The 21,572-nt window shown below is 72.0% G+C and carries 18 protein-coding genes; 3 read left to right on the forward strand and 15 right to left on the reverse strand.

Annotated features, from left to right (window positions below; all coding sequences use genetic code 11):
* Window positions 1–308 precede the first annotated feature (308 nt).
* Genes ABD205_RS09110 through argC form a run of 9 tightly spaced genes read right to left on the reverse strand, consistent with a single transcriptional unit; the run spans window position 309 to window position 9,585 of the window.
* Window positions 309–932 (reverse strand): DNA-3-methyladenine glycosylase, encoded by a 624-nt coding sequence (locus ABD205_RS09110; protein ID WP_344045837.1) that lies wholly within the window; start codon window positions 930–932, stop codon window positions 309–311.
* Window positions 892–2,364 (reverse strand): argininosuccinate lyase, encoded by a 1,473-nt coding sequence (gene argH, locus ABD205_RS09115; protein ID WP_344044481.1) that lies wholly within the window; start codon window positions 2,362–2,364, stop codon window positions 892–894. Before argH ends, ABD205_RS09110 begins: the two co-directional genes overlap by 41 nt.
* Window positions 2,357–3,796, reverse strand: coding sequence for an argininosuccinate synthase (gene argG, locus ABD205_RS09120; RefSeq protein ID WP_344044482.1), 1,440 nt, complete (start codon window positions 3,794–3,796; stop codon window positions 2,357–2,359). The genes argH and argG overlap by 8 nt, the downstream gene beginning before the upstream one ends.
* A gap of 7 nt (window positions 3,797–3,803) precedes the next feature.
* Window positions 3,804–4,361 (reverse strand): arginine repressor, encoded by a 558-nt coding sequence (locus ABD205_RS09125; RefSeq protein WP_344044483.1) that lies wholly within the window; start codon window positions 4,359–4,361, stop codon window positions 3,804–3,806.
* Window positions 4,358–5,290 carry an ornithine carbamoyltransferase gene (argF, locus tag ABD205_RS09130; RefSeq protein WP_344044484.1) on the reverse strand — a complete coding sequence of 311 codons (933 nt, stop codon included), beginning with the start codon at window positions 5,288–5,290 and terminating at the stop codon, window positions 4,358–4,360. Before argF ends, ABD205_RS09125 begins: the two co-directional genes overlap by 4 nt.
* Window positions 5,287–6,462, reverse strand: a complete 1,176-nt coding sequence (locus ABD205_RS09135; protein ID WP_344044485.1) for an acetylornithine transaminase — start codon at window positions 6,460–6,462, stop codon at window positions 5,287–5,289. The genes argF and ABD205_RS09135 overlap by 4 nt, the downstream gene beginning before the upstream one ends.
* Entirely contained in the window at window positions 6,459–7,397 is a 939-nt protein-coding gene (gene argB, locus ABD205_RS09140) for an acetylglutamate kinase (RefSeq protein ID WP_344044486.1), read from the reverse strand. Before argB ends, ABD205_RS09135 begins: the two co-directional genes overlap by 4 nt.
* Window positions 7,394–8,545, reverse strand: a complete 1,152-nt coding sequence (argJ, locus tag ABD205_RS09145; protein WP_344044487.1) for a bifunctional glutamate N-acetyltransferase/amino-acid acetyltransferase ArgJ — start codon at window positions 8,543–8,545, stop codon at window positions 7,394–7,396. The genes argB and argJ overlap by 4 nt, the downstream gene beginning before the upstream one ends.
* The gene (gene argC, locus ABD205_RS09150; protein WP_344044488.1) at window positions 8,542–9,585 is read right to left on the reverse strand and encodes an N-acetyl-gamma-glutamyl-phosphate reductase; all 1,044 of its coding nucleotides are present in this window, start codon (window positions 9,583–9,585) and stop codon (window positions 8,542–8,544) included. The genes argJ and argC overlap by 4 nt, the downstream gene beginning before the upstream one ends.
* Window positions 9,586–9,714: 129 nt before the next feature.
* On the opposite strand from argC, the gene ABD205_RS09155 reads away from it, so the two are divergent.
* The 3 genes from ABD205_RS09155 to ABD205_RS09165 all read left to right on the forward strand — a co-directional run bounded on the left by ABD205_RS09155 (window position 9,715) and on the right by ABD205_RS09165 (window position 12,417).
* Window positions 9,715–10,509 carry a maleylpyruvate isomerase family mycothiol-dependent enzyme gene (locus ABD205_RS09155; RefSeq protein WP_344044489.1) on the forward strand — a complete coding sequence of 265 codons (795 nt, stop codon included), beginning with the start codon at window positions 9,715–9,717 and terminating at the stop codon, window positions 10,507–10,509.
* A gap of 73 nt (window positions 10,510–10,582) precedes the next feature.
* A complete protein-coding gene (locus tag ABD205_RS09160; RefSeq protein ID WP_344044490.1) occupies window positions 10,583–11,584 on the forward strand; it encodes an ATP-binding cassette domain-containing protein in 1,002 nt (333 codons plus the stop codon).
* Window positions 11,584–12,417, forward strand: coding sequence for an ABC transporter permease (locus tag ABD205_RS09165; RefSeq protein WP_344044491.1), 834 nt, complete (start codon window positions 11,584–11,586; stop codon window positions 12,415–12,417). Before ABD205_RS09160 ends, ABD205_RS09165 begins: the two co-directional genes overlap by 1 nt.
* Before the next feature lies 1 nt (window position 12,418).
* Here the strand turns inward: ABD205_RS09165 and ABD205_RS09170 are convergent, their stop codons facing one another.
* The 6 genes from ABD205_RS09170 to ABD205_RS09195 all read right to left on the reverse strand — a co-directional run bounded on the left by ABD205_RS09170 (window position 12,419) and on the right by ABD205_RS09195 (window position 21,486).
* Window positions 12,419–15,322 carry an ATP-binding protein gene (locus tag ABD205_RS09170; protein ID WP_344044492.1) on the reverse strand — a complete coding sequence of 968 codons (2,904 nt, stop codon included), beginning with the start codon at window positions 15,320–15,322 and terminating at the stop codon, window positions 12,419–12,421.
* A 27-nt stretch (window positions 15,323–15,349) separates the two neighbouring features.
* Window positions 15,350–17,833: a phenylalanine--tRNA ligase subunit beta gene (pheT, locus tag ABD205_RS09175; RefSeq protein ID WP_344044493.1), complete on the reverse strand. Its 2,484-nt coding sequence runs from the start codon at window positions 17,831–17,833 to the stop codon at window positions 15,350–15,352.
* Complete coding sequence (gene pheS / locus ABD205_RS09180; protein WP_344044494.1) at window positions 17,830–18,942, reverse strand: phenylalanine--tRNA ligase subunit alpha; 1,113 nt, start codon at window positions 18,940–18,942, stop codon at window positions 17,830–17,832. Before pheS ends, pheT begins: the two co-directional genes overlap by 4 nt.
* 125 nt (window positions 18,943–19,067) lie before the next feature.
* Window positions 19,068–19,658 carry a TetR/AcrR family transcriptional regulator gene (locus ABD205_RS09185; protein WP_344044495.1) on the reverse strand — a complete coding sequence of 197 codons (591 nt, stop codon included), beginning with the start codon at window positions 19,656–19,658 and terminating at the stop codon, window positions 19,068–19,070.
* Window positions 19,659–19,679: 21 nt separating this feature from the next.
* Window positions 19,680–20,360: an ABC transporter ATP-binding protein gene (locus tag ABD205_RS09190; RefSeq protein WP_344044496.1), complete on the reverse strand. Its 681-nt coding sequence runs from the start codon at window positions 20,358–20,360 to the stop codon at window positions 19,680–19,682.
* A gap of 25 nt (window positions 20,361–20,385) precedes the next feature.
* On the reverse strand, window positions 20,386–21,486 hold the full coding sequence (locus tag ABD205_RS09195; protein WP_344044497.1) for an ABC transporter permease: 1,101 nt from the start codon (window positions 21,484–21,486) through the stop codon (window positions 20,386–20,388).
* Between the last annotated feature and the right edge of the window lie 86 nt (window positions 21,487–21,572).

A 21,572-nucleotide genomic window follows, 5' to 3' on the forward strand; every position in this document is an offset into this window, starting at 1 on the left:
GGGCATAACAAACTAATTCGTCGACTATGACACACTGTTGAGTTCTCAAGAATCACACGCGCACCGTGCTCAGCCGCTCGGCCTTGCTGCGGGGCAACCTGCAGAAACTTACCCGGTTCGTTTCGCCTCGTCAACTTGACGCTGACTCGGCTCCCGGACCGGTGTCGAAGCGTGCTGCACCTGGGACCTTGTTGCCTCTCGGCTTTGGTTTTTGGTGCCGCTCGCGGCGACAGGAAGAACATTACACAGGGGTGTCCGGAGCATCAAATCGGGGGGCACCCCCGGCGAATCGGGGTGCCCCGCCGCGCTCAGGGACCGGCTCGTCGCCCGCTCGGGAGCGCCTTCGCGGGCCGGTAGACGGAGACCGTCGGGTCGTCCGTGACCCAGAATCGCCACGGTCGCTCCGGGGCGCCACGCAGGCCGACCCGCGGGCCGGTCGACACACGGTCGACCGGCTCCCCCAGCTCGAGCCGTACCGGACCACGCGTCAGGTCGGCCCCGTCGTGCTCACGGGTGAGGTCGAGGGCGCGCGTGAGCCGGGCGGGGCCGCGCGCCAGGTCGCGGTCGCCGGAGCGGGGCCGGCGCTCGCGGGCGAGGTCGATCCCGGCGACGACCTCGCCGGCTCGGAGCAGACAGCCCGATGGCTCGCCCTCGGGCCCGCACACCACGTTGGCGCAGAAGTGCATGCCGTAGGTGAAGTAGACGTAGAGATGGCCGGCCGGCCCGAACATGACCGCGTTGCGGTCGGTGCGGCCGCGGTAGGCGTGCGAACCGGGGTCGGCCGGGCCGGCGTACGCCTCGACCTCGGTGAGGCGGACCGTCACGCCGCCGTGCGAGAGCAGGCCGCCCAGCAGCAGCGGGGCGACCTGCTCCGGCGGACCGGAGAGGAGCTCAGCGAGCTCCGTCACGACCGTCGAGGTCGGCGCGGGCAGCGCCCGCACGCGCGCGGAGCTCCTCCAGCTGTTCGGCGACCCGATCGGGAGCCGTGCCACCACGGCCGTTGCGCGAGGCCACCGACCCCTCGGTCGTCAGGACCAGACGCACCTGCGGGGTGAGGGCAGGCGAGATCGCGGCGAACTCCTCGTCGGTCAGCCCGTCGAGGTCGGTGCCCTTCGCCTCAGCCGCACGCACGCACGCGCCGGCGACCTCGTGCGCTGTCCGGAACGGCGTCCCCTCCCGGACCAGCCATTCGGCGATGTCCGTCGCGAGCGAGAAGCCCTGTGGGGCCAGCTCGGCCATCCGGGCGGTGTTGTAGACGAGCGTCGCGACCTGCCCGGTGAACGCCGGCAGCAGCACCTCGAGGGTGTCGACGGAGTCGAAGACCGGCTCCTTGTCCTCCTGCAGGTCCCGGTTGTACGCGAGAGGCAGTGCCTTGAGCGTGGTCAGGAGGCCTGTCAGGTTGCCGACCAGGCGCCCCGCCTTGCCGCGGGCGAGCTCGGAGATGTCCGGGTTCTTCTTCTGCGGCATGATCGAGGACCCGGTGGACCAGGAGTCGTGCAGTGTCACGAAGTCGAACTCCTTCGTGGCCCACAGGATGATCTCCTCGGCGATCCGGGAGATGTCGACGCCGGTCTGCGCGCAGACGTAGGCGAACTCGGCGACGAAGTCGCGCGACGCGGTGCCGTCGATCGAGTTGGCCGTGGACGCGGTGAAGCCGAGCTCGCTCGCGACCAGCTCGGGATCCAGGCCCAGGCTCTGCCCGGCGAGCGCTCCCGAGCCGTACGGCGAGTCCGACTCGACGCGCCGGCGCCAGTCCCCCAGTCGGTCGACGTCGCGGAGCAGCGCCCAGGCGTGCGCGAGCAGGTGGTGGGAGAGCAGCACCGGTTGGGCGTGCTGCAGGTGCGTGCGCCCCGGCATGATGCTCGGCCCGCCCGGGAGGCGCAGGTGGGTCTGCGCCTGCCCGGCGAGCGCGTCGACGAGGTCGAGCACCAGGCCGGCGACGACGCGGCCGTGATCGAGGAGGTAGGAGCGGAACAGCGTGGCGATCTGGTCGTTGCGGGACCGGCCGGCGCGGAGCTTGCCGCCGACCTCAGGTCCGACCTCCTCGATCAGCAGCCGCTCGAGCGCGCCGTGGACGTCCTCGTCGGACTCGGACGGGCGCAGCCGCCCGGACGTGAACCGCTCGGCGAGCGCGTCCAGCCCGCGGTGGAGCTCCAACTCCTCCTCCGCCGTGAGCAGCCCGGCCGCACCGAGAGCCTTGGCATGCGCGTGCGAGCCTGCGATGTCGTAGAGCGCCAGCCGCCAGTCGAAGTGGGTCGACCGTGACAGGGCCTCGAGCTCCGGTGAGGGCCCACCGGAGAACCGGCCGCCCCAGAGCTTGCCCTCCCCTGTTGCGTGCACCGTGGTGCCCTGCAGCTCAGTCAACGCCGAACTCCATCGCCGCCTCGTCGAGCACCACGTCCACCGTCTCCGCCTCGGCGACGGCCTCGGGGTTCTCGGAGATCTGCTCGAACCCGCCGGCCGGCAGCTCGCCGAAGAGGGTGCCGTGCTCGACGAGCACGTTGCCCTGGTCGAGGGGCTGGGCGGCGTACTGCTCGAGCTTGGCCCGGCTGTCCGCGATGTCCAGGTTGCGCATCGTCAGCTGGCCGATCCGGTCGGTCGGCCCGAACGCCGCGTTCTCCACGCGCTCCATCGACAGCTTCTCGGGGTGGTACGAGAACGCGGGACCCTCGGTCGCGAGGATGGTGTAGTCGTCGCCACGGCGCAGCCGCAGCGTGACCGTGCCCGTGACCAGCGAGGCGATCCACCGCTGGATCGACTCGCGCAGCATCAGCGCCTGGGGGTCGAGCCAGCGGCCCTCGTACAGCAGCCGGCCGAGCTTGCGGCCCTCGAGCTGGTAGTTGGCGAGGGTGTCCTCGTTGTGGATCGCGTTGAGCAGTCGCTCGTACGCCGCGAACAGCAGCGCCATGCCCGGCGCCTCGTAGATGCCTCGCGACTTCGCCTCGATGATCCGGTTCTCGATCTGGTCGGACATGCCCAGACCGTGCCGGCCACCGATGGCGTTCGCCTCGAGCACGAGCGCCACGGCGTCGTGGAAGCGGGTGCCGTTGATCGCCACCGGGCGCCCTCCCTCGAACGTGATCGCGACGTCCTCGGTCTCGATGGCGACGCTCGGGTCCCAGAAGCGCACCCCCATGATCGGCTCGACCGTCTCGAGCGAGACGTCGAGGTGCTCCAGGGTCTTCGCCTCGTGCGTGGCACCCCAGATGTTCGCGTCGGTGGAGTAGGCCTTCTCCTGGCTGTCGCGGTAGGGCAGGCCGTGCTCGGTGAGCCACTGCGACATCTCCGCACGGCCGCCGAGCTCGGTCACGAAGTCGGCGTCGAGCCAGGGCTTGTAGATGCGCAGCTCGGGGTTGGCCATCAGGCCGTAGCGGTAGAACCGCTCGATGTCGTTGCCCTTGTAGGTCGAGCCGTCGCCCCAGATGTGGACGTCGTCGGACTGCATCGCACGGACCAGGATGGTGCCGGTGACGGCACGGCCCAGCGGCGTGGTGTTGAAGTAGACCTTGGCGCCCGAGCGGATGTGGAAGGCGCCGCAGGCCAGCGCGGCCAGGCCCTCCTCGACCAGCTGCGGCTTGATGTCGATCGCCCGGGCGATCTCGGCGCCGTACTGACGCGCACGGCCGGGCACGCCGGAGATGTCCGGCTCGTCGTACTGCCCGATGTCGGCGGTGTAGGTGCACGGCACCGCGCCCTTGTCGCGCATCCACGCGACGGCCACGGAGGTGTCCAGGCCGCCGGAGAACGCGATGCCGACGCGCTCACCCTGCGGCAGGGAGGTCAGGACCTTGCTCACTTCTCGCTCATCTCTCCTGTGCTGCTTCGGGGTCGTGGTGGTGGTCGTCCTGGTTCGGCTGCTCGGCCAGCGCGAGTATGCGCCGCGCCAGGTCGTCGCCGCCCTGTGGCTCGCGACCGATGACGAGGACGGTGTCGTCGCCCGCGATCGTGCCCAGGATGTCGGTGAACTCCGACTTGTCGAACGCCGAGGCCAGGAACTGCGCCGCCCCCGGCGGGGTCCGCAGGACGACGAGGTTGGCGCTCGCCTCAGCGGTGACGAGCAGCTCGGCGCAGAGCCGGGCCAGGCGGTGGCGCGCGGCGGCGGACTCCCCCGGCGCCACCGGCCGACGGTCACCACCCTCCGCGGGAACGGCGTAGACGAGGCCGCCGCTCGCCGCGCGCACCTTGACGGCGTCGAGCTCGACGAGGTCACGCGACAGCGTCGCCTGGGTGACCTGCACCCCGTGCTCGCCGAGCATGTCGGCCAGCTCGCCTTGCGACCTGATCTCGTGGCCGGCCACCAGCTCGACGATGAGCTGGTGCCGGGCGTTCTTGGTCGAGGGACGCAGCGCGGACTCGGTCATGGCGTGCCGCTCTCCTGCACGAGGAACGCGAGGATCGCCTTCTGGGCGTGCCGACGGTTCTCCGCCTCGTCCCACACGACGCTGCGCGGCCCGTCGATCACCGAAGCGGCGATCTCCTTGCCGCGGTAGGCGGGCAGGCAGTGCATCACGATGGCATCCGGCTTCGCGTGCCCGAGCAGCTCCTCGGTGACCCCGTACGGCGAGAAGACGGCGAGTCGCGCCTTCGCCTCGTCCTCCCGGCCCATCGAGACCCACGTGTCGGTGACGACCACGTCGGCGCCCTCGACGGCCTCGATCGCGTCGGTCGTCCACGTGGCAGAGCCGCCGGTCGCGGCGCCGATCTCGTTCGCGCGATCGAACATCACCGACTCCGGGGCGTAGCCCGCCGGCGCGCCGATGACGACGTCCATCCCGGCCAGCGCCCCGGCCAGCAGCCAGGAGTTGCCCATGTTGCACGCGCCGTCGCCGACGAACGCCACGCGCAGGCCGGCGAGGCGGCCCTTGTGCTCGCGCACGGTCAGCAGGTCGGCGAGGAGCTGGCACGGGTGGAAGTCGTCCGTGAGCGCGTTGACGACCGGCACGCCGGCGTACGCCGCCATCTCCTCGAGCCTGCCCTGGGCGTAGGTGCGCCACACGATCACGCTGGCCTGGCGGCCGAGGACGCGAGCGACGTCGGCGATGGACTCCCGCCGGCCGATGCCGGCCAGCGATCCGTCGACGAGCATCGGGTGGCCGCCGAGCTCGGCGATGCCGGCGGCGAACGACGTCTGCGTGCGAAGTGTCGGCTTGTCGTAGATCGTCGCCACCGTCTGCGGCCCGGCGAGCGGCTTGGCGGCGTAGGGGTCCGCCTTGAGCTTCGCAGCCAGGTCGAGGACCGTGATCAGCTCGTCCGGTGCGAGGTCGTCGTCGCGCAGGAAGCTGCGGGTCATGAGAAGGCCTCCTCGAGGATCGCCGGCCACGCCTGGAGGAACGCCTCGGCGTCGTCGCCGGTCAGGACGAGCGGTGGTGCGAGACGCACCCTCGTCGGCGTCGCGTTGTTGAGGATGAAGCCGGCCCTCAGCGCGGCGGCGGCCACCTCCGCGGACCTCTCGTCGGTGAGCACGACGCCGATGAGCAGGCCCTCCCCGGTGACCTCGGCGACCCGCGGGTCGGCCGCGAGGCCGTCGCGCAGCTTCTGGCCGAGCACGGTGACGTGCTCGAGCAGGCCGTCCTCCTCGATGGTCGCGATGACTGCGAGCCCTGCCGCGCAGGCGACCGGGTTGCCGCCGAACGTGGTGCCGTGGTTGCCGGGCTCGAACAACGTCGCGGCGCGACCGAGACCGACGCACGCGCCGATCGGGAAGCCGCCGCCGAGGCCCTTCGCGAGGGTGACGATGTCGGGGGTGACACCGGACGGCGCCGAAGCGAGCCACTGGCCGGTGCGACCCATCCCGGACTGGATCTCGTCGAGCCACAGCAGCGCGCCGTGCTCGTCCGCGATCGACCGCGCCGCCGCGAGGAACCCCTCCGGCGCGACGACGACGCCCGCCTCGCCCTGGATCGGCTCGATGACGATCGCCGCCGTCTCGTCGGTCACCGCGGCGGCCAGCGCGTCGACGTCGCCGTACGGCACGAAGGTGACATCGCCCGGCAGCGGCTCGAACGGGGCCCGGTAGGCCTCCTTCGACGTCAGAGCGAGCGAGCCCATCGTGCGACCGTGGAACGAGCCGGTCATCGCGACCAGGTGCGTGCGGCCGGTGCGGCGAGTGAGCTTGAAGGCCGCCTCGTTGGCCTCGGTGCCGGAGTTGGTGAAGAAGACCCTCCCGTCGCGACCGCCCGTGCCGACGACGGCCAGCAGCTTCTCGGCGAGGGCGATCTGCGGGGCCGAGGCGAAGAAGTTCGAGATGTGCCCGAGCGTGCTCAGCTGGGTCGTGACCGCCTGCACGATCGCCGGGTGGGCGTGGCCGAGGGCGTTCACGGCGATGCCGCCGAGCAGGTCGACGTACTCCTGGCCGTCCTCGTCCCAGACGTGCGCGCCCTCGCCCCGGGTGAGGACCAGCTTGGGCGCGCCGAAGGTGTTCATCAGCGCGCTCCGGTAGCGCTCGGTGAAGCCCGTGCTCATCGCTGCCCAGCCTTCCTGATCTTGGTCTCGACCCCGGGAAGGACCTGGGTCCCGATGCCCTCCTCGGTGAAGATCTCCAGGAGGACGGCGTGCGGCTCCCGGCCGTCGACCACGGTCGCCCGCGGTACGCCGCCCTCGACCGCCTGCAGACAGGCCCCCATCTTCGGGACCATGCCACTGGCCAGCGACGGCATCAGCTCGGCGAGCGCCTCGGGCCCGATCTCGCCGATGACGTCGTCGCTGTCCGGCCAGCTGCGGTAGAGGCCCTCGACGTCGGTGAGGACGAGCAGCTTCTCGGCGCCGAGCGCGACGGCGAGCGCGGCCGCCGCGGTGTCGGCGTTGACGTTGTGCACCTGGCCGGTCGTGTCGGGTGCGACGCTGGAGATCACGGGGATGCGGCCGGCCTCGATGACGTCGAGCACCGCCTCGGGGCGCACCGACGTCACCTCGCCGACGAGGCCGAGGTCGACCTCCTCGCCGTCCACGATCGTGTTGGTGCGGCTGGCCGTGAACAGGCCGGCGTCCTCGCCGGACAGACCGACCGCGAGCGGGCCGTGCTGGTTGAGCAGGCCGACCAGCTCGCGCTGGACCTGCCCGACGAGCACCATCCGGACGACGTCCATCGCCTCCGGCGTCGTGACCCGCAGGCCGCCGCGGAACTCCGACTCGATCCCGAGCCGGTCGAGCATCGCGGAGATCTGCGGACCGCCGCCGTGCACGACGACGGGCTTGAAGCCGGCGAGCCGCAGGAACGCGATGTCCTCGGCGAAGGCGACCTTGAGCGAGTCGTCGATCATGGCGTTGCCGCCGTACTTGATCACGATGATCTTGCCGTTGTACTTCTTCAGCCACGGAAGCGCGGCGGCGAGCGTGGCCGCCTTGGCCGTGTCCACGGCCGCCTTCGTCGCCGTCGGCGTCTCGATCCGATCGGTCATGAGCTGTAGGCGCTGTTCTCGTGCACGTAGGCGAGTGTCAGGTCGTTGGTCCACACCGTGGCCGACGCGCTGCCCGCCTTCAGGTCGATGGTGACCGTGACGTCGCGGTCCTCGAGGCTGATCGCGCTCGGGTCCTCCGCGGGCGCGGAGCCGCGGCAGACCCAGACGCCGTTGAGCGCGACGTCGAGGTCGGCCGGGTCGAAGGCGGCCTGCGTCGTGCCGACGCTGGCGAGGATGCGGCCCCAGTTGGGGTCCTTGCCGAAGATCGCGGCCTTGAACAGATTGCTCCGCGCGACCGACCGGGAGACCTCGACGGCCTCGTCCTCGTGCGCGGCGTTCACCGTGGTGATCGCGATCGAGTGGTCCGCCCCCTCGGCGTCCGCGAGGAGCTGGAGCGCGAGGTCCTGGCAGGCGTCGGCGAGCAGGGCCGTGAACTCCTCGAGGGACGGCGCGATCCCGCTCGCCCCGCTGGCCAGCAGGCTGACCGTGTCGTTGGTCGACATGCAGCCGTCGGAGTCGAGCCGGTCGAAGCTCACCCGGGTCGCGGCACGCAGCGCCTTGTCCAGGTCCGCCGCCGGCACGACGGCATCGGTCGTGATCACGACGAGCATCGTCGCCAGGGCCGGCGCGAGCATCCCGGCGCCCTTGGCCATCGCCCCGATCGACCAGCCGTCGCCCTCGACGACGACCTGCTTCGCAACGGTGTCGGTGGTCATGATCGCGTGCGCGGCGTCGTCCCCGCCCGCGGGAGCGAGCGCACCTACCACCGCGTCCACACCGGCCAGCAGCACGTCGCGGTCGTTGAGGAGGCCGATCAATCCGGTCGAGCAGACCACCACGTCGCCGGCGCCGATGCCCAGGTGCCCGGCGACCCGCTCGGCCGTGGCGTGCGTGGTCTGGAACCCCTCCGGGCCGGTGTAGCAGTTGGCGCCCCCGGAGTTGAGGACGACCGCCCGGACGACCCCGTCCTTGGCCACCTCCTTGCTCCACAGCACCGGGTTGGCCTGGCAGCGGTTGGCGGTGAAGACGTGCGCTGCGTCGAACCGCGGGCCGGAGTTGACGACGAGCGCGACGTCCTTGGCGCCGGACGACTTGAGGCCGGCGGCCACGCCGGCGGCGAGGAACCCCTGCGGGTGGGTGACGCTCATGGTGCGAGTCCGATCGTGCTCAGGCCCGTGGCCTCATCGAGGCCGAGGGCGAGGTTCATGCACTGGACGGCGGCGCCCGCCGTCCCCTTCGTGAGGTTGTCGACGGCGCCGACGGCGACGAGACGCCCGGCGGTCTCGTCGACCGTGACCTGGAGGTGCACGGCGTTGGATCCGGTGACGGACTTGGTCTGCGGCCACTGGCCCTCGGGCAGCAGGTGGACGAACGGCTCGTCGGCGTAGGCCTTCTCGTAGACCGCCCGTGCGTCCTCCGGCGTCACGCCGGGCTTCAGCCGGGCGGTGCAGGTGGCGAGGATGCCGCGCGGCATGGGAACGAGCAGCGGGGTGAAGCTGACGGTGACGTGGCCGCCGGCCAGGGCCGACAGGTTCTGGGTGATCTCTGGCGTGTGGCGGTGCACGCCGCCGACGCCGTACGCGCTGACGTTGCCGGCCGTCTCGCTGCCGAGCAGGTGCGCCTTGGCCGCCTTCCCGGCGCCGCTGGTGCCGCTCGCCGCGACGACGACGACGTCGTTCTCGACAATGCCGGCGGCGACGGCCGGCGCGAGGGCCAGGGAGGAGACGGTCGGGTAGCAGCCCGGGACCGCGATCTTCGTCGCGCCGGCCAGCTTCGCCCGGTTGCCGGGCAGCTCCGGCAGACCGTACGGCCAGGTGCCGGCGTGCTCGGATCCGTAGAAGCGTTCCCACTCCGCGGCGTCCGCCAGCCGGAAGTCGGCGCCGCAGTCGATGACGACGGTGCCCTCGGGGAGCGCTTCGGCGATCGCGCCCGACTGACCGTGCGGAAGCGCGAGGAAGACGACGTCGTGGCCGCTCAGCGTCTCGACGGAGGTCTCCTCGAGGATGCGGCCGGCGAGCGGCAGCAGGTGCGGTTGGAGGGTCCCGAGGGTCTGGCCGGCGTTGGAGGCGCCGGTGAGCGCGCCGATCTCGACACCGGGGTGACCCAGCAGCAGGCGCAGCAGCTCACCGCCGGCGTACCCGCTCGCTCCGGCGACGGCGACCCGCTTCACCGTGTCTCCCTGTGTCATTTCCGTGGGGTCTTCTCCGTGGACATATGCATGACTATACAGGCTAATGCATGTAGATGTGTGACCGTCTCAGCCCGACCGCCCAAACCGTTCGCGCGGTGTCGGCGACCCCGGCTAGCGTCGTCAAGCGTGACCCGACTTCCTACCGACGTCTACCTCGACCATATCCGTCGCGAGTCCCGCCGCTTCCGTGACGTGCTCGCCACCTGCGACCCCGCGACGCGCGTGCCGTCGTGCCCGGACTGGACGGCTGCCGACCTGCTCTGGCACCTCACCGGTGTGCAGACGTTCTGGGAGGGCGTGATCCGCACGCGCCCGGCGGCGCCCGAGGATGTCCAGGAGCCCGCACCCCCGGCGTCGTACGACGATCTCCTGGCCGCTTTCGACGCCGCCCACTCCGCGTTCGTCGGCACCCTCGAGGCGGCCGATCCCGCCGACGCGGCCTGGACCTGGTCGAGCGAGCAGACCGTGGCGTTCACCTTCCGACGCCAGGCCCAGGAGTGCCTCATCCACCGGCTCGACGCCGAGCTGACGGCGGGGACCGTCACCGGGCTCGACCCGCTGCTGGCCGCCGACGGCGTCGACGAGGCGCTCGACATCATGTTCGGCGGCACGCCCGAGTGGGGCCGGTTCGACCCGCTCCCCCACCACGTCCGGGTCGACCTGAGCGACACCGACACCCAGGTGTGGGTCCAGCTCGGCACGTTCAGCGGGACGTCCCCCGACGGTGTGGAGCTCTCCGGGGAGCCCGACATCTCGGCGGTGCCGGACCCGGGGGTCGACCCGGACGCCGTCGTCGAAGGACTGGCGTCCGACGTCGACGCGTGGCTGTGGCGGCGCCGTGACGACGCCGGGATCCACGTCGTCGGCGACCGCGAGGTCTACGACCGGTTCCGTGCGTGCGTGAACCAGCCGATCACGTGACGATCGCGCCTGTGCGAAGCCGCTGAAGGCAGACTGAAGCCGATCTGAAACCGAGCTGCCTGAGAGTGATGCCATGAACGTTTCCACGACACTCGCGGTCAGCGCCGAGGGCCTCGTCAAGAGGTTCGGTCGGCCAGGATCGAACACGGTGACCGCCGTCGACGGGATCGACCTGGAAGTACGTCGCGGCGAAGTCTTCGGCGTGCTCGGGCCGAACGGCGCCGGCAAGACCACCACGCTCTCGATGCTCGCCACGCTCCTGCCGATCGACGGCGGCCGGGCCAGCATCTTCGGCGTCGACGTCGCCTCGTCGCCCCACCAGATCCGGCAGCTCGTCGGCGTGACCGGGCAGTATGCCTCGGTCGACGAGAACCTGACGGCCGTCGAGAACCTCTACCTCTTCGGTCGTCTGCTCGGGCTGCCCAAGCCGCGCGCGAGGGCGACCGCCGACGACCTGCTGGGACGCTTCGGCCTCGAGGAGGCGGCGACGCGCCAGATCAAGAACTTCTCCGGCGGCATGCGCCGCAGGCTCGACCTGGCGGCCTCGCTCATCGCGCAACCGCCGCTGATCTTCCTCGACGAGCCGACCACCGGCCTCGACCCCCGCACCCGCGGGCAGATGTGGGACACCATCCGCGAGCTGGTCGCCAACGGGTCGACGATCCTGCTGACGACCCAGTACCTCGACGAGGCCGACCAGCTCGCCGACCGGATCGCGGTCATCGACCGCGGCCAGAAGGTCGCCGAGGGCACCTCCGACCAGCTCAAGGCGTCAGTCGGGAACTCGACCCTGCAGGTCCGGCTCGAGCACCGGGAGCTGACGGCACGGGCGGCGGCGATCGTCGAGCGCGTGCTCGGCGAGCACCCGGTCCTCACACCCGAGGCCGGCGGCCTCAACATCGCCCTGCCGGACCCGAACCGCGCGGCCGACGTGCTCATCGCGCTGCGGCAGGCGGACCTGTCCATCGCGACGGCCACCGTGCGTCAGCCGACGCTCGACGAGGTCTTCCTGGCCCTCACCGGCCATCACAGCGAGTCCGACGACGCCCACGGCGCAGACGAGGAGGTGGCCTGATGACCGCTGAGACGCTTCTCCCCCGGACCACGTCCACCGACGTCACCGAGCGGCGGCTGAGCTCGCGGCCGAGCCTTCAGGAGACCGTCGCCCAGACGCTCGCGATGGCGTGGCGGGCGCTGAAGAAGATGCGCCGCAACCCGGAGCAGTTCTTCGACGTCACCTTGCAGCCGATCCTGTTCACGGCGATGTTCGCCTACGTCTTCGGCGGCGCGGTGTCGGGATCGGTGCAGGACTACCTGCCGATCATGATCCCCGGCATCCTGGCCCAGACGGCGCTCACCGCCTGCATGGCGACCGGCACGCAGATGCGCGAGGACATGGACAAGGGCGTCTTCGACCGGTTCAAGGCGATGCCCATCGCCCGCATCGCACCGCTCGCAGGCCCCATGATGGCCGACCTGCTGCGCTACGGCATCGCGGCGACGATCACGATCGCCGTCGGCATGGCCATGGGCTACCGGCCTGACGGCGGTGCCGTCGGAGTCGTCGCCGGCTGGCTCCTCACCATCGTCGCCGGCTGGTCGCTGGCCTGGATCTTCGCGTGGCTCGGCACCGTGGCCCGCTCGGCCCAGGCGGTGCAGGGCATCGGCATGATGATCATGTTCCCGCTGACGTTCCTGTCCAACGCCTACGTCCCGGCGAAGACGATGCCCGACTGGCTGCAGACCTTCGTCAAGATCAACCCGGTCTCCCACGTGGTCACGGCCGTGCGCGACCTGATGAACGGCAACGGGCTCACGGCCGAGGTCGGCTGGGCGCTCGTCGCCTGCGCGATCGTCGTCGCGATCTTCGCGCCGCTCGCGGTGCGCAGCTACAGCCGCAAGATGTGACCTAGAGGGTCAGCAACAGCTCACGGGCCTCGTCCCGCACCGTCGGTGCGGGACGAGGCTCGTCGGACTTCTCCCCCAGGAGCTCCTCGGCCCAGTCGAGGTCGAGGCTGGGCAGCATCCGGTTGAACGAGAACGCGACGGCGTAGCCGAGGAGGCGTCTCGCCGCGGCGTGCGAGCCGCCACCCGTCAGCTCCCACACGCCCATCGCGAAGAGGCCGCAACCGACCACCGGATAGTCGAGGAACTCGTCCTCGTCGGCGAGGAGGGCGACCAGACGGTCGCGCAGCCCGTCCCGCTCCTTGCGTACGTCGACCGCCCGGCCGGCCCGGCAGTGAGCCGTGATCGACGCCGACTCGGGGAAGATCACCCACGGCGCGAAGTCGGCGGGCAGGTCGACGCCCGGCAGCCCGCGGTCGCGCAGCACCGTCACCGCCTCGCGGTATGCGGCCAGTCCGGCGTCGATCTCGCCGCGCGCGATCAGCAGCTCCGCGTGCCCGGCCAGGCGGCTGACGGCGCCGCCGAAGATCGACTGGCTCGCCTCGTTGGCGGCGACCTCGTCGAGGATCCGCTCCGCTTCGTCGAGATCGCCCAGCCGGATCGCGGCGAGCGCGAGCATCGACTGGGTCTGCGCCATGTCGTCCCAGGCGCCGATCGCCGTGAGGAGCGGGAGCGCCGTGGCGGCGTACGTCCTGGCCTCCGCGGTGTCGCCACCCTGCAGCGCGAGGCTGGCCAGCTGAGCGGTGAGCAGTGCCGCGGCCCAGGGGCCTTCCTCCTCGTCGTCGAGCGCGAGCGCCCGCCGGGCCATCGAGCGCGCACCCGCCAGATCACCGTTGTTCTCCAGGGCGCCGGTGGCCCAGGTCAGCGCGACGCGTGCGACGAGTCTGTCGGGGTCGTCGGTCAACCGGAGCAGGGCCTCGAGCTGGGCACCGCCCGCGGTGTCGGTGAGCGCAAGGACGACCCGCACGTTCGCGCGGGTGCGGGGATCGGTGGTCCCGGGGCCGAGCGCCCGGAGCCGCGCGACGACGTCGTCCATGCTCTCGCGGGAGAAGATCACCCGGTTGGTGATGATGGAGACGAGCACCGTCCGGAAGGCGTCCTCGAGGCCGGGCGTGACCGGCGCCGGCACGACGAGGTCCTCGACCTGGCGGGCGAGGTTGATGACCTTGAAGTGGCTGCCCTCCACCGTCCAGTAGCCGGCGAGGACGGTGAAGATACGGACGACCGTCGCGACGTCGTCGGCCGCCAGCGCGGCGCGGAGCACATCGAGGAGGTTGCCCTCCTCCGCACGCAACGCTGCCATGGTGGCGACCTGGTCGCGGCTGAAGAGGCGGGGGGCCGCCGTGTCGGCGACCGCGACCGCCCACTCCCGCTGCCGTGCCGCCGCCTCGGCGTCGTCGCCGGCGTCGACGAGCTGCATCCGCCCGAACTCGCGGACCGTCTCGAGCAGCCGGAACCGGATGTGCTCGCCCTCCTGCACCGTGACCAGCGACTGGTCCGCGAGCCCGGTGACCAGGTCGAGTGCGTCGGGCCCGGCGACAGCGGTCGCGCCGTCGAAGGAGAAGCCGTCGCGGAACACGCTGAGCCTGCGCAGCGCGACGCGCTGGTCCTCGCTGAGCAGGTTCCACGACCAGTCGATGACCGCGAGCAGGGTCTGGTGGCGCTCGGGGGCGTCGCGGCTGCCACCGCGCAGCAGCGCGAAGCGGTTGTCCAGCCTCCGCTCGATCTCGGCCACGCTCATCACGCGGATCTTGGCGGCGGCCAGCTCGACGGCGAGCGGCAGGCCGTCGAGGCGCGCCACCAGGCTCCGGACGGCCCCGGCGTCGAGGTGCACGCCGGGGCGCGCGGCGGTGGCCCGCTCCACGAACAGCGCAACACCGTCGTCGGTCGAGAGCTCGGGCAGCAGGTAGATGCGCTCCGCCGCCAGACCGAGCGGCGCCCGGGACGTGGTAAGCACGGTGAGTGCCGGGGTGCGCGCGATCACGGCCGAGACGAGGTCGGCGACCGCCTCGACGATGTGCTCGCAGTTGTCGAGGATGAGCAGGGACGACGCCGTGCCGACGGCGTCGACGATCCTGCCCACGACGTCCTCACGGCGGGGCCGACCGCGGGTGACGACGCTCTCACGGACTCCGAGGACGTCGGCCACCTCCAGCGCCACCCCGTCCGGCGACGCCACGCCCGCCAGCTCGACGAAGTGGACGACCGCCTGCTCGGCCTGCCGACCCACGACGTGGGCGAGCCGCGTCTTGCCCAGGCCGCCGGCCCCGACGATCGAGACGACCCGGGCGGCACGCACCATGGCCGTCACCGCGGCGACATCGGCCTCGCGACCGATGAGCGCGTCCGCGTCGAACCGCAGCCCCGAGCGCACCGGCCGGTCTCGGGCCAGCAGGTCCGCGTGCAGCCGCTGGAGCGACGGGCTCGGGTCGACCCCGAGACGGTCGGCGAGGTCCTCGCGGTAGGCCTCGAACCGCTCGAGTGCGGCCGGTACTCCGTGGACGTCGGCGATCGCGCGCAGCAGCGCCGCCGTCACCTGGTCGTCGGCCTCGGCGCGCTCGAGCAGCGGGAGGGCCTCGGCGTACCGCCCCTCGGCTGCCAGGCGCAGGCCCTCCGGACGCAGCGCCCAGGCGTCGACCTCGGCGGGGGCCAGCGCGAGCCGATAGCCGTACGCCGTCCGCTCGATCGCTGCGGGGGACGTGGCGGAGCGCGCGCGGGACACGACCACCTGGAGGGCCTTGGTCGGATTGGCCGGCTCGTCACCGGCCCAGACCTCCTCGACGAGAGCGTGCTCCCCGAGGCCACGGGTGCCGGCCTGCACGAGGGCGCGCAGCAGCGCGTGCGTCCGCTCCCCTGGGACCTGCCTGCCGTCCCAGGAGACCTCGTCGAGCACACGCAGCCGCAGCACGCCTGCGATCATGCCAAAGACGTGGGCTCAGGCACGCTGGACGGCGCCGGTCAGCTCGGCCGCCTTCGCGACCGCGGCATCCCGAGCGGCGCCGGCCTCGCCCTCGACCAGGGTCCGGTCGGGAGCGCGGAACCGCAGCGCGAAGGCCAGCGACTTCTTGCCCGCGCCGATCTGCTCGCCGGCGTACACGTCGAAGAGGCGAACGGACTCGAGCATCGGCCCCGCGCCCTCACGCAGCGCGGCCTCGACCGCCGCCGCCGTGACGGACTCGTCGACGACGAGCGCGACGTCCTCCTTCGCGACGGGGAACGTCGAGAACGCCGGCCCCGCCACGACCTCGGGCGCGAGCTCCATGAGCGTGTCCAGGTCGATGACGGCCGCTGCGCTGCGCTCCGGCAGCCCGTGGGCGCGGCACACGGTCGGGTGCAGCTCGCCGGCGAATCCGAGCGTCCGGTCACCGGCGGTGATCTTCGCGCAGCGTCCCGGATGCCACGGCATGACCGCGGCCGACTCGACCTCGATCGCGACGCCCAGCTCGTCCGCGAGGCGGCGGACCACGGCGACCGCGTCCTCCCAGCTCGCGGTGCGGCCCGCGCCCCACCAGCCGACGCGCTCCTGCTCGCCGGCGAACACGACCCCGAGCTCCGCCCACTGCCGTGGGATCGCCGCCAGCAGCGCGTCGAGCTCGACGTCGGTCGGGCGCCGGTCGACGCCGTAGATGGGCGCCGGGCCCTGGTCGGCCGGGATCGCGACCGTCTGCGTCTCGAAGAGCGTCACTCCGGCCGCACCACGGCCGAGGTTGCGACCGGCTGCCTCGAGGAGCCCCGGCAGGACCGTCGTGGTGTAGGACGGCGCCTCGCTCGAGAGCGGGTTCGCGAGCCGGACCGCGTGGCGGCGCGGGTCGTCGGCGGGCAGGCCCAGCGCGTCGAACGACGCCTCGCCGACGAACGGGAAGCTGACGACCTCCACGGCTCCGGCGCCTGCCAGCACCCGGCCGACGCGGCGCCGGAGCCGCTGTGCCCGGGTCAGCCCGCGGCCGGTCGCGCGACGCGGCAGCACACTCGGGACCTGGTCGTAGCCGACGATGCGGACGACCTCCTCGACGAGGTCGTAGCCGTCGTTGAGGTCGGGCCGATAGGTCGGCACCTGCGCAGTCAGCAAGTCGCCCTCGACCGTCACGCGGCAGCCGATCGCCTCCAGGTGCGCGACGCTCGTCGCGGCGTCGATCGCGATGCCGGAGATCCGCGCCGGGAGGTCGCTCGCGATCGTGATGCTGCGCGGCCGGGGCGGCTCGCCCGCGACGGTGATGCCGGAGTCGGCCACGCCGCCGCCGTGCTCGACGAGCAGCTCGACGACCCGCTGGGCGGCGACCGGCGGCAGCAGCGGGTCGACGCCGCGCTCGAAGCGCTTGGACGCCTCCGAACCAAGCTTGTGCCGACGCTGGGTGCGGAAGACGCTCGTCGGCTCGAAGTGCGCGGCCTCGACGACGATGTCGGTGGTCGTCGGGGAGATCTCGGTCGACGCACCCCCCATCACACCGGCGAGGCCGATCGGGCCGGAGTCATCGGTGATGAGCAGATCCTCGGGCGACAGCTCGCGGACGACGTCGTCGAGGGTGGTGAGCTTCTCCCCCTCGCTCGCCCGGCGTACGACGATCGGCCCCTGCAGCTTGGCGCGGTCGTAGGCGTGGATCGGCTGGCCGAGCTCGAACATCACGTAGTTGGTGACGTCGACGGCGAGGGAGATCGACCGCACGCCGACGGCCTCGAGCCGCTCCTTGATGTACGCCGGCGTCGGCGCCGACGGGTCGAACCCGGTCACGGTCCGAGCCACGAAGTAGGGGCAGCCGTCGGTGTCGGCGAGGTCGACCGCGTGGCCGGCGTCGTCGGCCTGCGGGAAGTCGATCTGCGCCGGGTCGTGGAAGGGCGCCCCGAACCCGAGCGCCGCCTCCCGCGCCACGCCTCGGAGGCTGAGCGCGTACGCCCGGTCGGGGTTGATCTCGAACTCGACGATCTCCTCGCCGAAGCCGAGCACGCCGCGCGCGTCCGTGCCCGGGTCGGGTGCGTCCTCGGGCAGCACGATGATGCCGTCGTGGTCGTCGCCGAGCCCGAGCTCGCGGGCCGAGCAGATCATGCCGGCCGAGAGGTGGCCGTAGGTCTTGCGCTCGGAGATGCGGAAGTCGCCCGGAAGCACACCTCCGGGCAGGATCACGACGACCTTGTCGCCCGGCGCGAAGTTGTGGGCGCCGCAGACGATGCCCTGGGGCTGCCCGGTGCCGTTGGCGTCGCCGACGTCGACGGTGCACCAGTTGATCGTCTTGCCGTTCTTCTGCGGCTCCGGCTCCATGGTGAGCACGCGGCCGACGACCAGCGGGCCCTCGATGCCGGCGCCGGAGGTCTCGATCGCCTCCAGCTTGAGCCCGAGCATCGTCAGCCGGTCGGTGAGCGCCTCGGTGCTGAGGTCGGCCGGCAGGTCGACGTACTCCTTGATCCAGGAGACGGGGGCCTTCACAGTTCACTCCCAAATGCCGTGGTGAAGCGGACGTCGCCCTCGAAGAGGGCGCGCAGGTCCTCGAGGCCGTGCCGGAACATCAGCGTCCGGTCGATGCCCATCCCGAAGGCGAAGCCGGTGTAGCGGTCGCTGTCGACGCCGCACGCGCGCAGGACGCGCGGGTTGACGATGCCGCAGCCGCCCCACTCGATCCAGCCCTCGCCCCGACAGGTGCGGCAGGACTCCGAGCTCCCTGCCTTCAAGCCGGAGCCGCGGCAGACGAAGCACGTGAGGTCGACCTCGGCGGACGGCTCGGTGAAGGGAAAGTACGACGGCCGGAACCGCGTCGTGATGCCCTCGCCGAACATCGCGCCGGCGAAGTGGTCGAGCGTGCCCTTCAGGTGCCCCATCGTGATGCCCTCGTCGATGGCGAGCCCCTCGACCTGGTGGAACATCGGGCTGTGCGTCGCGTCGTACTCGTCGGTGCGGAACACGCGGCCCGGACACACGACGTAGATCGGGGGCGTCGTCGTCAGCATCGTGCGCGCCTGCACGGGTGAGGTGTGGGTGCGCAGCACGAGGTGGTCCTCGGGCGGGTCGGTCCAGAACGTGTCCTGCATCGTGCGGGCCGGGTGGTCCGGGCCGAGGTTGAGCGCGTCGAAGTTCAGCCACTCCGCCTCGATGACCGGGCCTTCGGCGACCTCCCAGCCCATGCCGACGAAGATGTCGGCGATCAGCTCGGCGCCCGTGGTGAGCGGGTGCCGGGCACCGGCGGGACGGCGGTCGGTCGGCAGGGTGACGTCGACGGCCTCCTCGACGAGGATGCGGGCCTCGTGCTCGGCCTCGAGCACCGTCTGCCGCTCAGCGAGCGCCTTGTTGACGGCACCGCGGGCCTGACCGATGCGCTGGCCGGCCTCCTTGCGGGCCTGCGGCGGCAGCGCGCCGATCTCCCGGTTCGCCAGGGCGAGCGCCGAGCGGTCGCCGGCATGCTCGAGGCGGACCTGCTTGAGCTGCTCGAGGTCCTGTGCTCCGGCGATGGCCGCGAGCGCGGCATCGCGGGCGGCATCCACCTCCTCCGCCTTCAAAGGGGTGACCTCCACAGGGTCGTAGTCGGTGTTCGGGCCGGACATCGTTGCCTTTCCCAGCAGGTGACGTGCGGGCCAAGTCTAGGAACGTCGGCCAGCCCGCGGCGAACCGGTTCCGTTCCGCGGTCCCCTGACGGACCCAGGGGGCGCTCCTGCGGTGCCCGGCGCGCTCAGAGCCCGGCGATCGCCGCCGCGCCGCGGTGCAGCTCGCGGCGTACGTCGGCGTCGTCCTCGCCACCGGAGACGAGCTCGGCGGCCGAGCGGACGAGACCCGCGATCATCAGTGCCCGCACCCGGCGCACCTCGGCGGTCTCGGCGCCGCCGGACAGCAGGACGCCGTCGAGCGTGGCATAGAGCTCGCGGTGACGTCGCCCGAAGTGCTCGACGACGTCGGGCGGCATCTCCTCCGAGGCGGCGGCTGCCTCCATGAGGGCACGGTGCGCGCCGTCGGTGAAGAAGTCGAGCTGGACGTCCAGCCATGCCTTCAGCGTCTCGGCCGCGGGCGCTGCCCCGGCGACCACTTCCCGTGAGCGGTCCACCAGCGGGTCCATCTCCAGGTCGAACCAGCGCTCGAGGATGTGCGCCTTCGTCGGGAAGTACCGGTAGAGCGACGTCCGGCGCAGCCCCACCTCGGCGGCGATGTCGCCGAGGGAGACCGCGGCGACGCCGCGCTCGGAGAAGAGCCGGCGCGCGGCGTCCACGACCGCGGCCTCCTGGGAGGCGACATGCTCCGCGATCGACGGACCGGTGATCCGGGGCATGGCGTCCCTTCTGCTCAGCGTTCAGGTGGTCGACTCGGCCAGGACCCGTCCACGCTGCAGGTGAACGCGACGATCGGCGCGTGCGGCCTGGTCGGGGTCGTGGGTGACGACCAGCGTAGCGGCGCCGGCTCGGCGCGCCTCGGAGATCAGCACGTCCATCACGGCGTGGCCGCGCTCAGGATCGAGCGACGCCGTGGGCTCGTCGGCCAGCACGATCGTGGGCGCGTTCATCAGCGCCCGCGCGATCCCGACCCGCTGGCGCTCTCCGCCGGAGAGCTCGGCCGGTCGGGCGTCGAGCCGGTCGCCCAGACCGACCTGCTCGAGCAGCTCGACAGCACGGCGCCGCGCCGCGCGGTCGAGCCTCCCGGCGATGTGCGCGACGACCTCGACCTGCTCGCGCGCCGTCAGCGCGGGGAGCAGGTTGGGCGACTGGTAGACGATGCCGACGAGGTCGCCCCGCAACCGCGTGCGCCGCCGCGCCGACACGGACGTGGCGTCGACGTCGCCGAGCAGGACGCGGCCGGTGTCGGGCGACCGCAGCAGGCCGGCGACGGCGACGAGCGTCGACTTCCCGGAGCCGGAGGCGCCGCTGAGAGCGACGGTCTCACCGGCCCGGACGGTGAGGTCGACCTCGTCGAGCAGGACTCGCCGGCCGGTGCCGTCCGGAACGGCGACGGAGACGTTCTCGAGGTGGAGTGACATGTGGTGCTCCTCTGGTCGGTGTGCTCTAGTCGGCGCTTCGCAGCGCGAGGGTGGGATCGACCGAGGTGACCCGCCGCACCCCGGCCAGGCAGCCGAGGACGCCGACCACGACGAGAAGGGTCAGCGCGGACACCGCCGGCCCGACGGCGAGGCGGAACGGCACAGCGGTGGACCCGACCAGGCTGCCGACGCCGAAGGCCGCCAGGCCGCCGACCAGCGTCGCGAGCACCAGCACGATGACGAGCTGGCCGACCGCGTCGCGCACGACGTAGGCGCGGGAGGCGCCGAGGGCTCGCAGCAGGGCGATCTGGCGCGAGCGCTGCATGGTCCAGACGATGAAGAAGGCGCCGACGATGAGCGCGGAGATCACCAGCAGGAACCAGCGGATCATGGACATGGTCTGCGTCTCGCCGCTGTAGCCCGGCGACCCGGCGTACGCCGCCTCCTTGGTCACCGTCTGGGTCCCGCGGACGCGGTCGATCCGATCGGCCGCGCCGGCGATCGCGCCCGGGTCGTCGGCGCGCAGCGCGATGGCGGAGAAGCGCCCCTCGGCCCCCGTGCCGTAGAGCAGGCGCTGCCAGGTCTCGAGGCTGGTGAAGGCGATGTCGACGTGGCCGTAGGAGCCGGCATAGGTGAAGCCGAGCACGGGCAGCCGTTCGTCGACGCCGACGATCGTGAGCTCGTCGCCCACCGAGATTCCCTGGGCCTCGAACTCGTGGCTGAGCACCAGACCCGGACGGCCGGCGAGCGCGGCCTCGGCGTCCCGGCGCGGCGCCAGGAAGGAGCCCGCCGGGACGCCGACGAGCGCCACGTCGACCGTCCGTCCCGACGAGGTGCGGGCGTTGACGAAGGACACGCCGAGAGGCGAGGCCTGCACGCCGTCGACCTCGGTCCACGGCGCGAGGTCCGACGCGGTGAGGGTGGACCGGCTGAACGTCTCGTCCGCTCCCCGCTGGAAGGCGAGATGCGTCATCGGCAACCGGCGAAGGCCGGAGATGCCGTCGTCGACCAGGCCGTTGGCCAGTCCGGACAGCAACGTGGTCAGCAGGGCGATCAGCGCGATCACCGCGCCGACCAGCAGGAAGCGCCCGCGGGCGCTGCGAAGCTCACGGAGTGCGACGAACACGCGCCACCTCGATCTTTGTCGACACCATGTCACTACCTTAGCAACATGGTGTCGACAACACGAACCGGCCCGCCGTGCGGGGAGGC

It is taken from the genome of Nocardioides panacihumi, from assembly GCF_039530925.1.
Lineage (GTDB): Bacteria > Actinomycetota > Actinomycetes > Propionibacteriales > Nocardioidaceae > Nocardioides > Nocardioides panacihumi.

What these genes read in the sequence shown, in the direction of transcription:
- ABD205_RS09125 (WP_344044483.1), bottom strand. Translation starts at nt 4,361, where the DNA reads ATGACCGAGTCCGCGCTGCGTCCCTCGACCAAGAACGCCCGGCACCAG.
- argF (WP_344044484.1), bottom strand. Translation starts at nt 5,290, where the DNA reads ATGACCCGCAGCTTCCTGCGCGACGACGACCTCGCACCGGACGAGCTG.
- ABD205_RS09135 (WP_344044485.1), bottom strand. Translation starts at nt 6,462, where the DNA reads ATGAGCACGGGCTTCACCGAGCGCTACCGGAGCGCGCTGATGAACACC.
- argB (WP_344044486.1), bottom strand. Translation starts at nt 7,397, where the DNA reads ATGACCGATCGGATCGAGACGCCGACGGCGACGAAGGCGGCCGTGGAC.
- argJ (WP_344044487.1), bottom strand. Translation starts at nt 8,545, where the DNA reads ATGAGCGTCACCCACCCGCAGGGGTTCCTCGCCGCCGGCGTGGCCGCC.
- argC (WP_344044488.1), bottom strand. Translation starts at nt 9,585, where the DNA reads ATGACACAGGGAGACACGGTGAAGCGGGTCGCCGTCGCCGGAGCGAGC.
- ABD205_RS09160 (WP_344044490.1), top strand. Translation starts at nt 10,583, where the DNA reads ATGAACGTTTCCACGACACTCGCGGTCAGCGCCGAGGGCCTCGTCAAG.
- ABD205_RS09165 (WP_344044491.1), top strand. Translation starts at nt 11,584, where the DNA reads ATGACCGCTGAGACGCTTCTCCCCCGGACCACGTCCACCGACGTCACC.
- pheS (WP_344044494.1), bottom strand. Translation starts at nt 18,942, where the DNA reads ATGTCCGGCCCGAACACCGACTACGACCCTGTGGAGGTCACCCCTTTG.
- ABD205_RS09185 (WP_344044495.1), bottom strand. Translation starts at nt 19,658, where the DNA reads ATGCCCCGGATCACCGGTCCGTCGATCGCGGAGCATGTCGCCTCCCAG.
- ABD205_RS09190 (WP_344044496.1), bottom strand. Translation starts at nt 20,360, where the DNA reads ATGTCACTCCACCTCGAGAACGTCTCCGTCGCCGTTCCGGACGGCACC.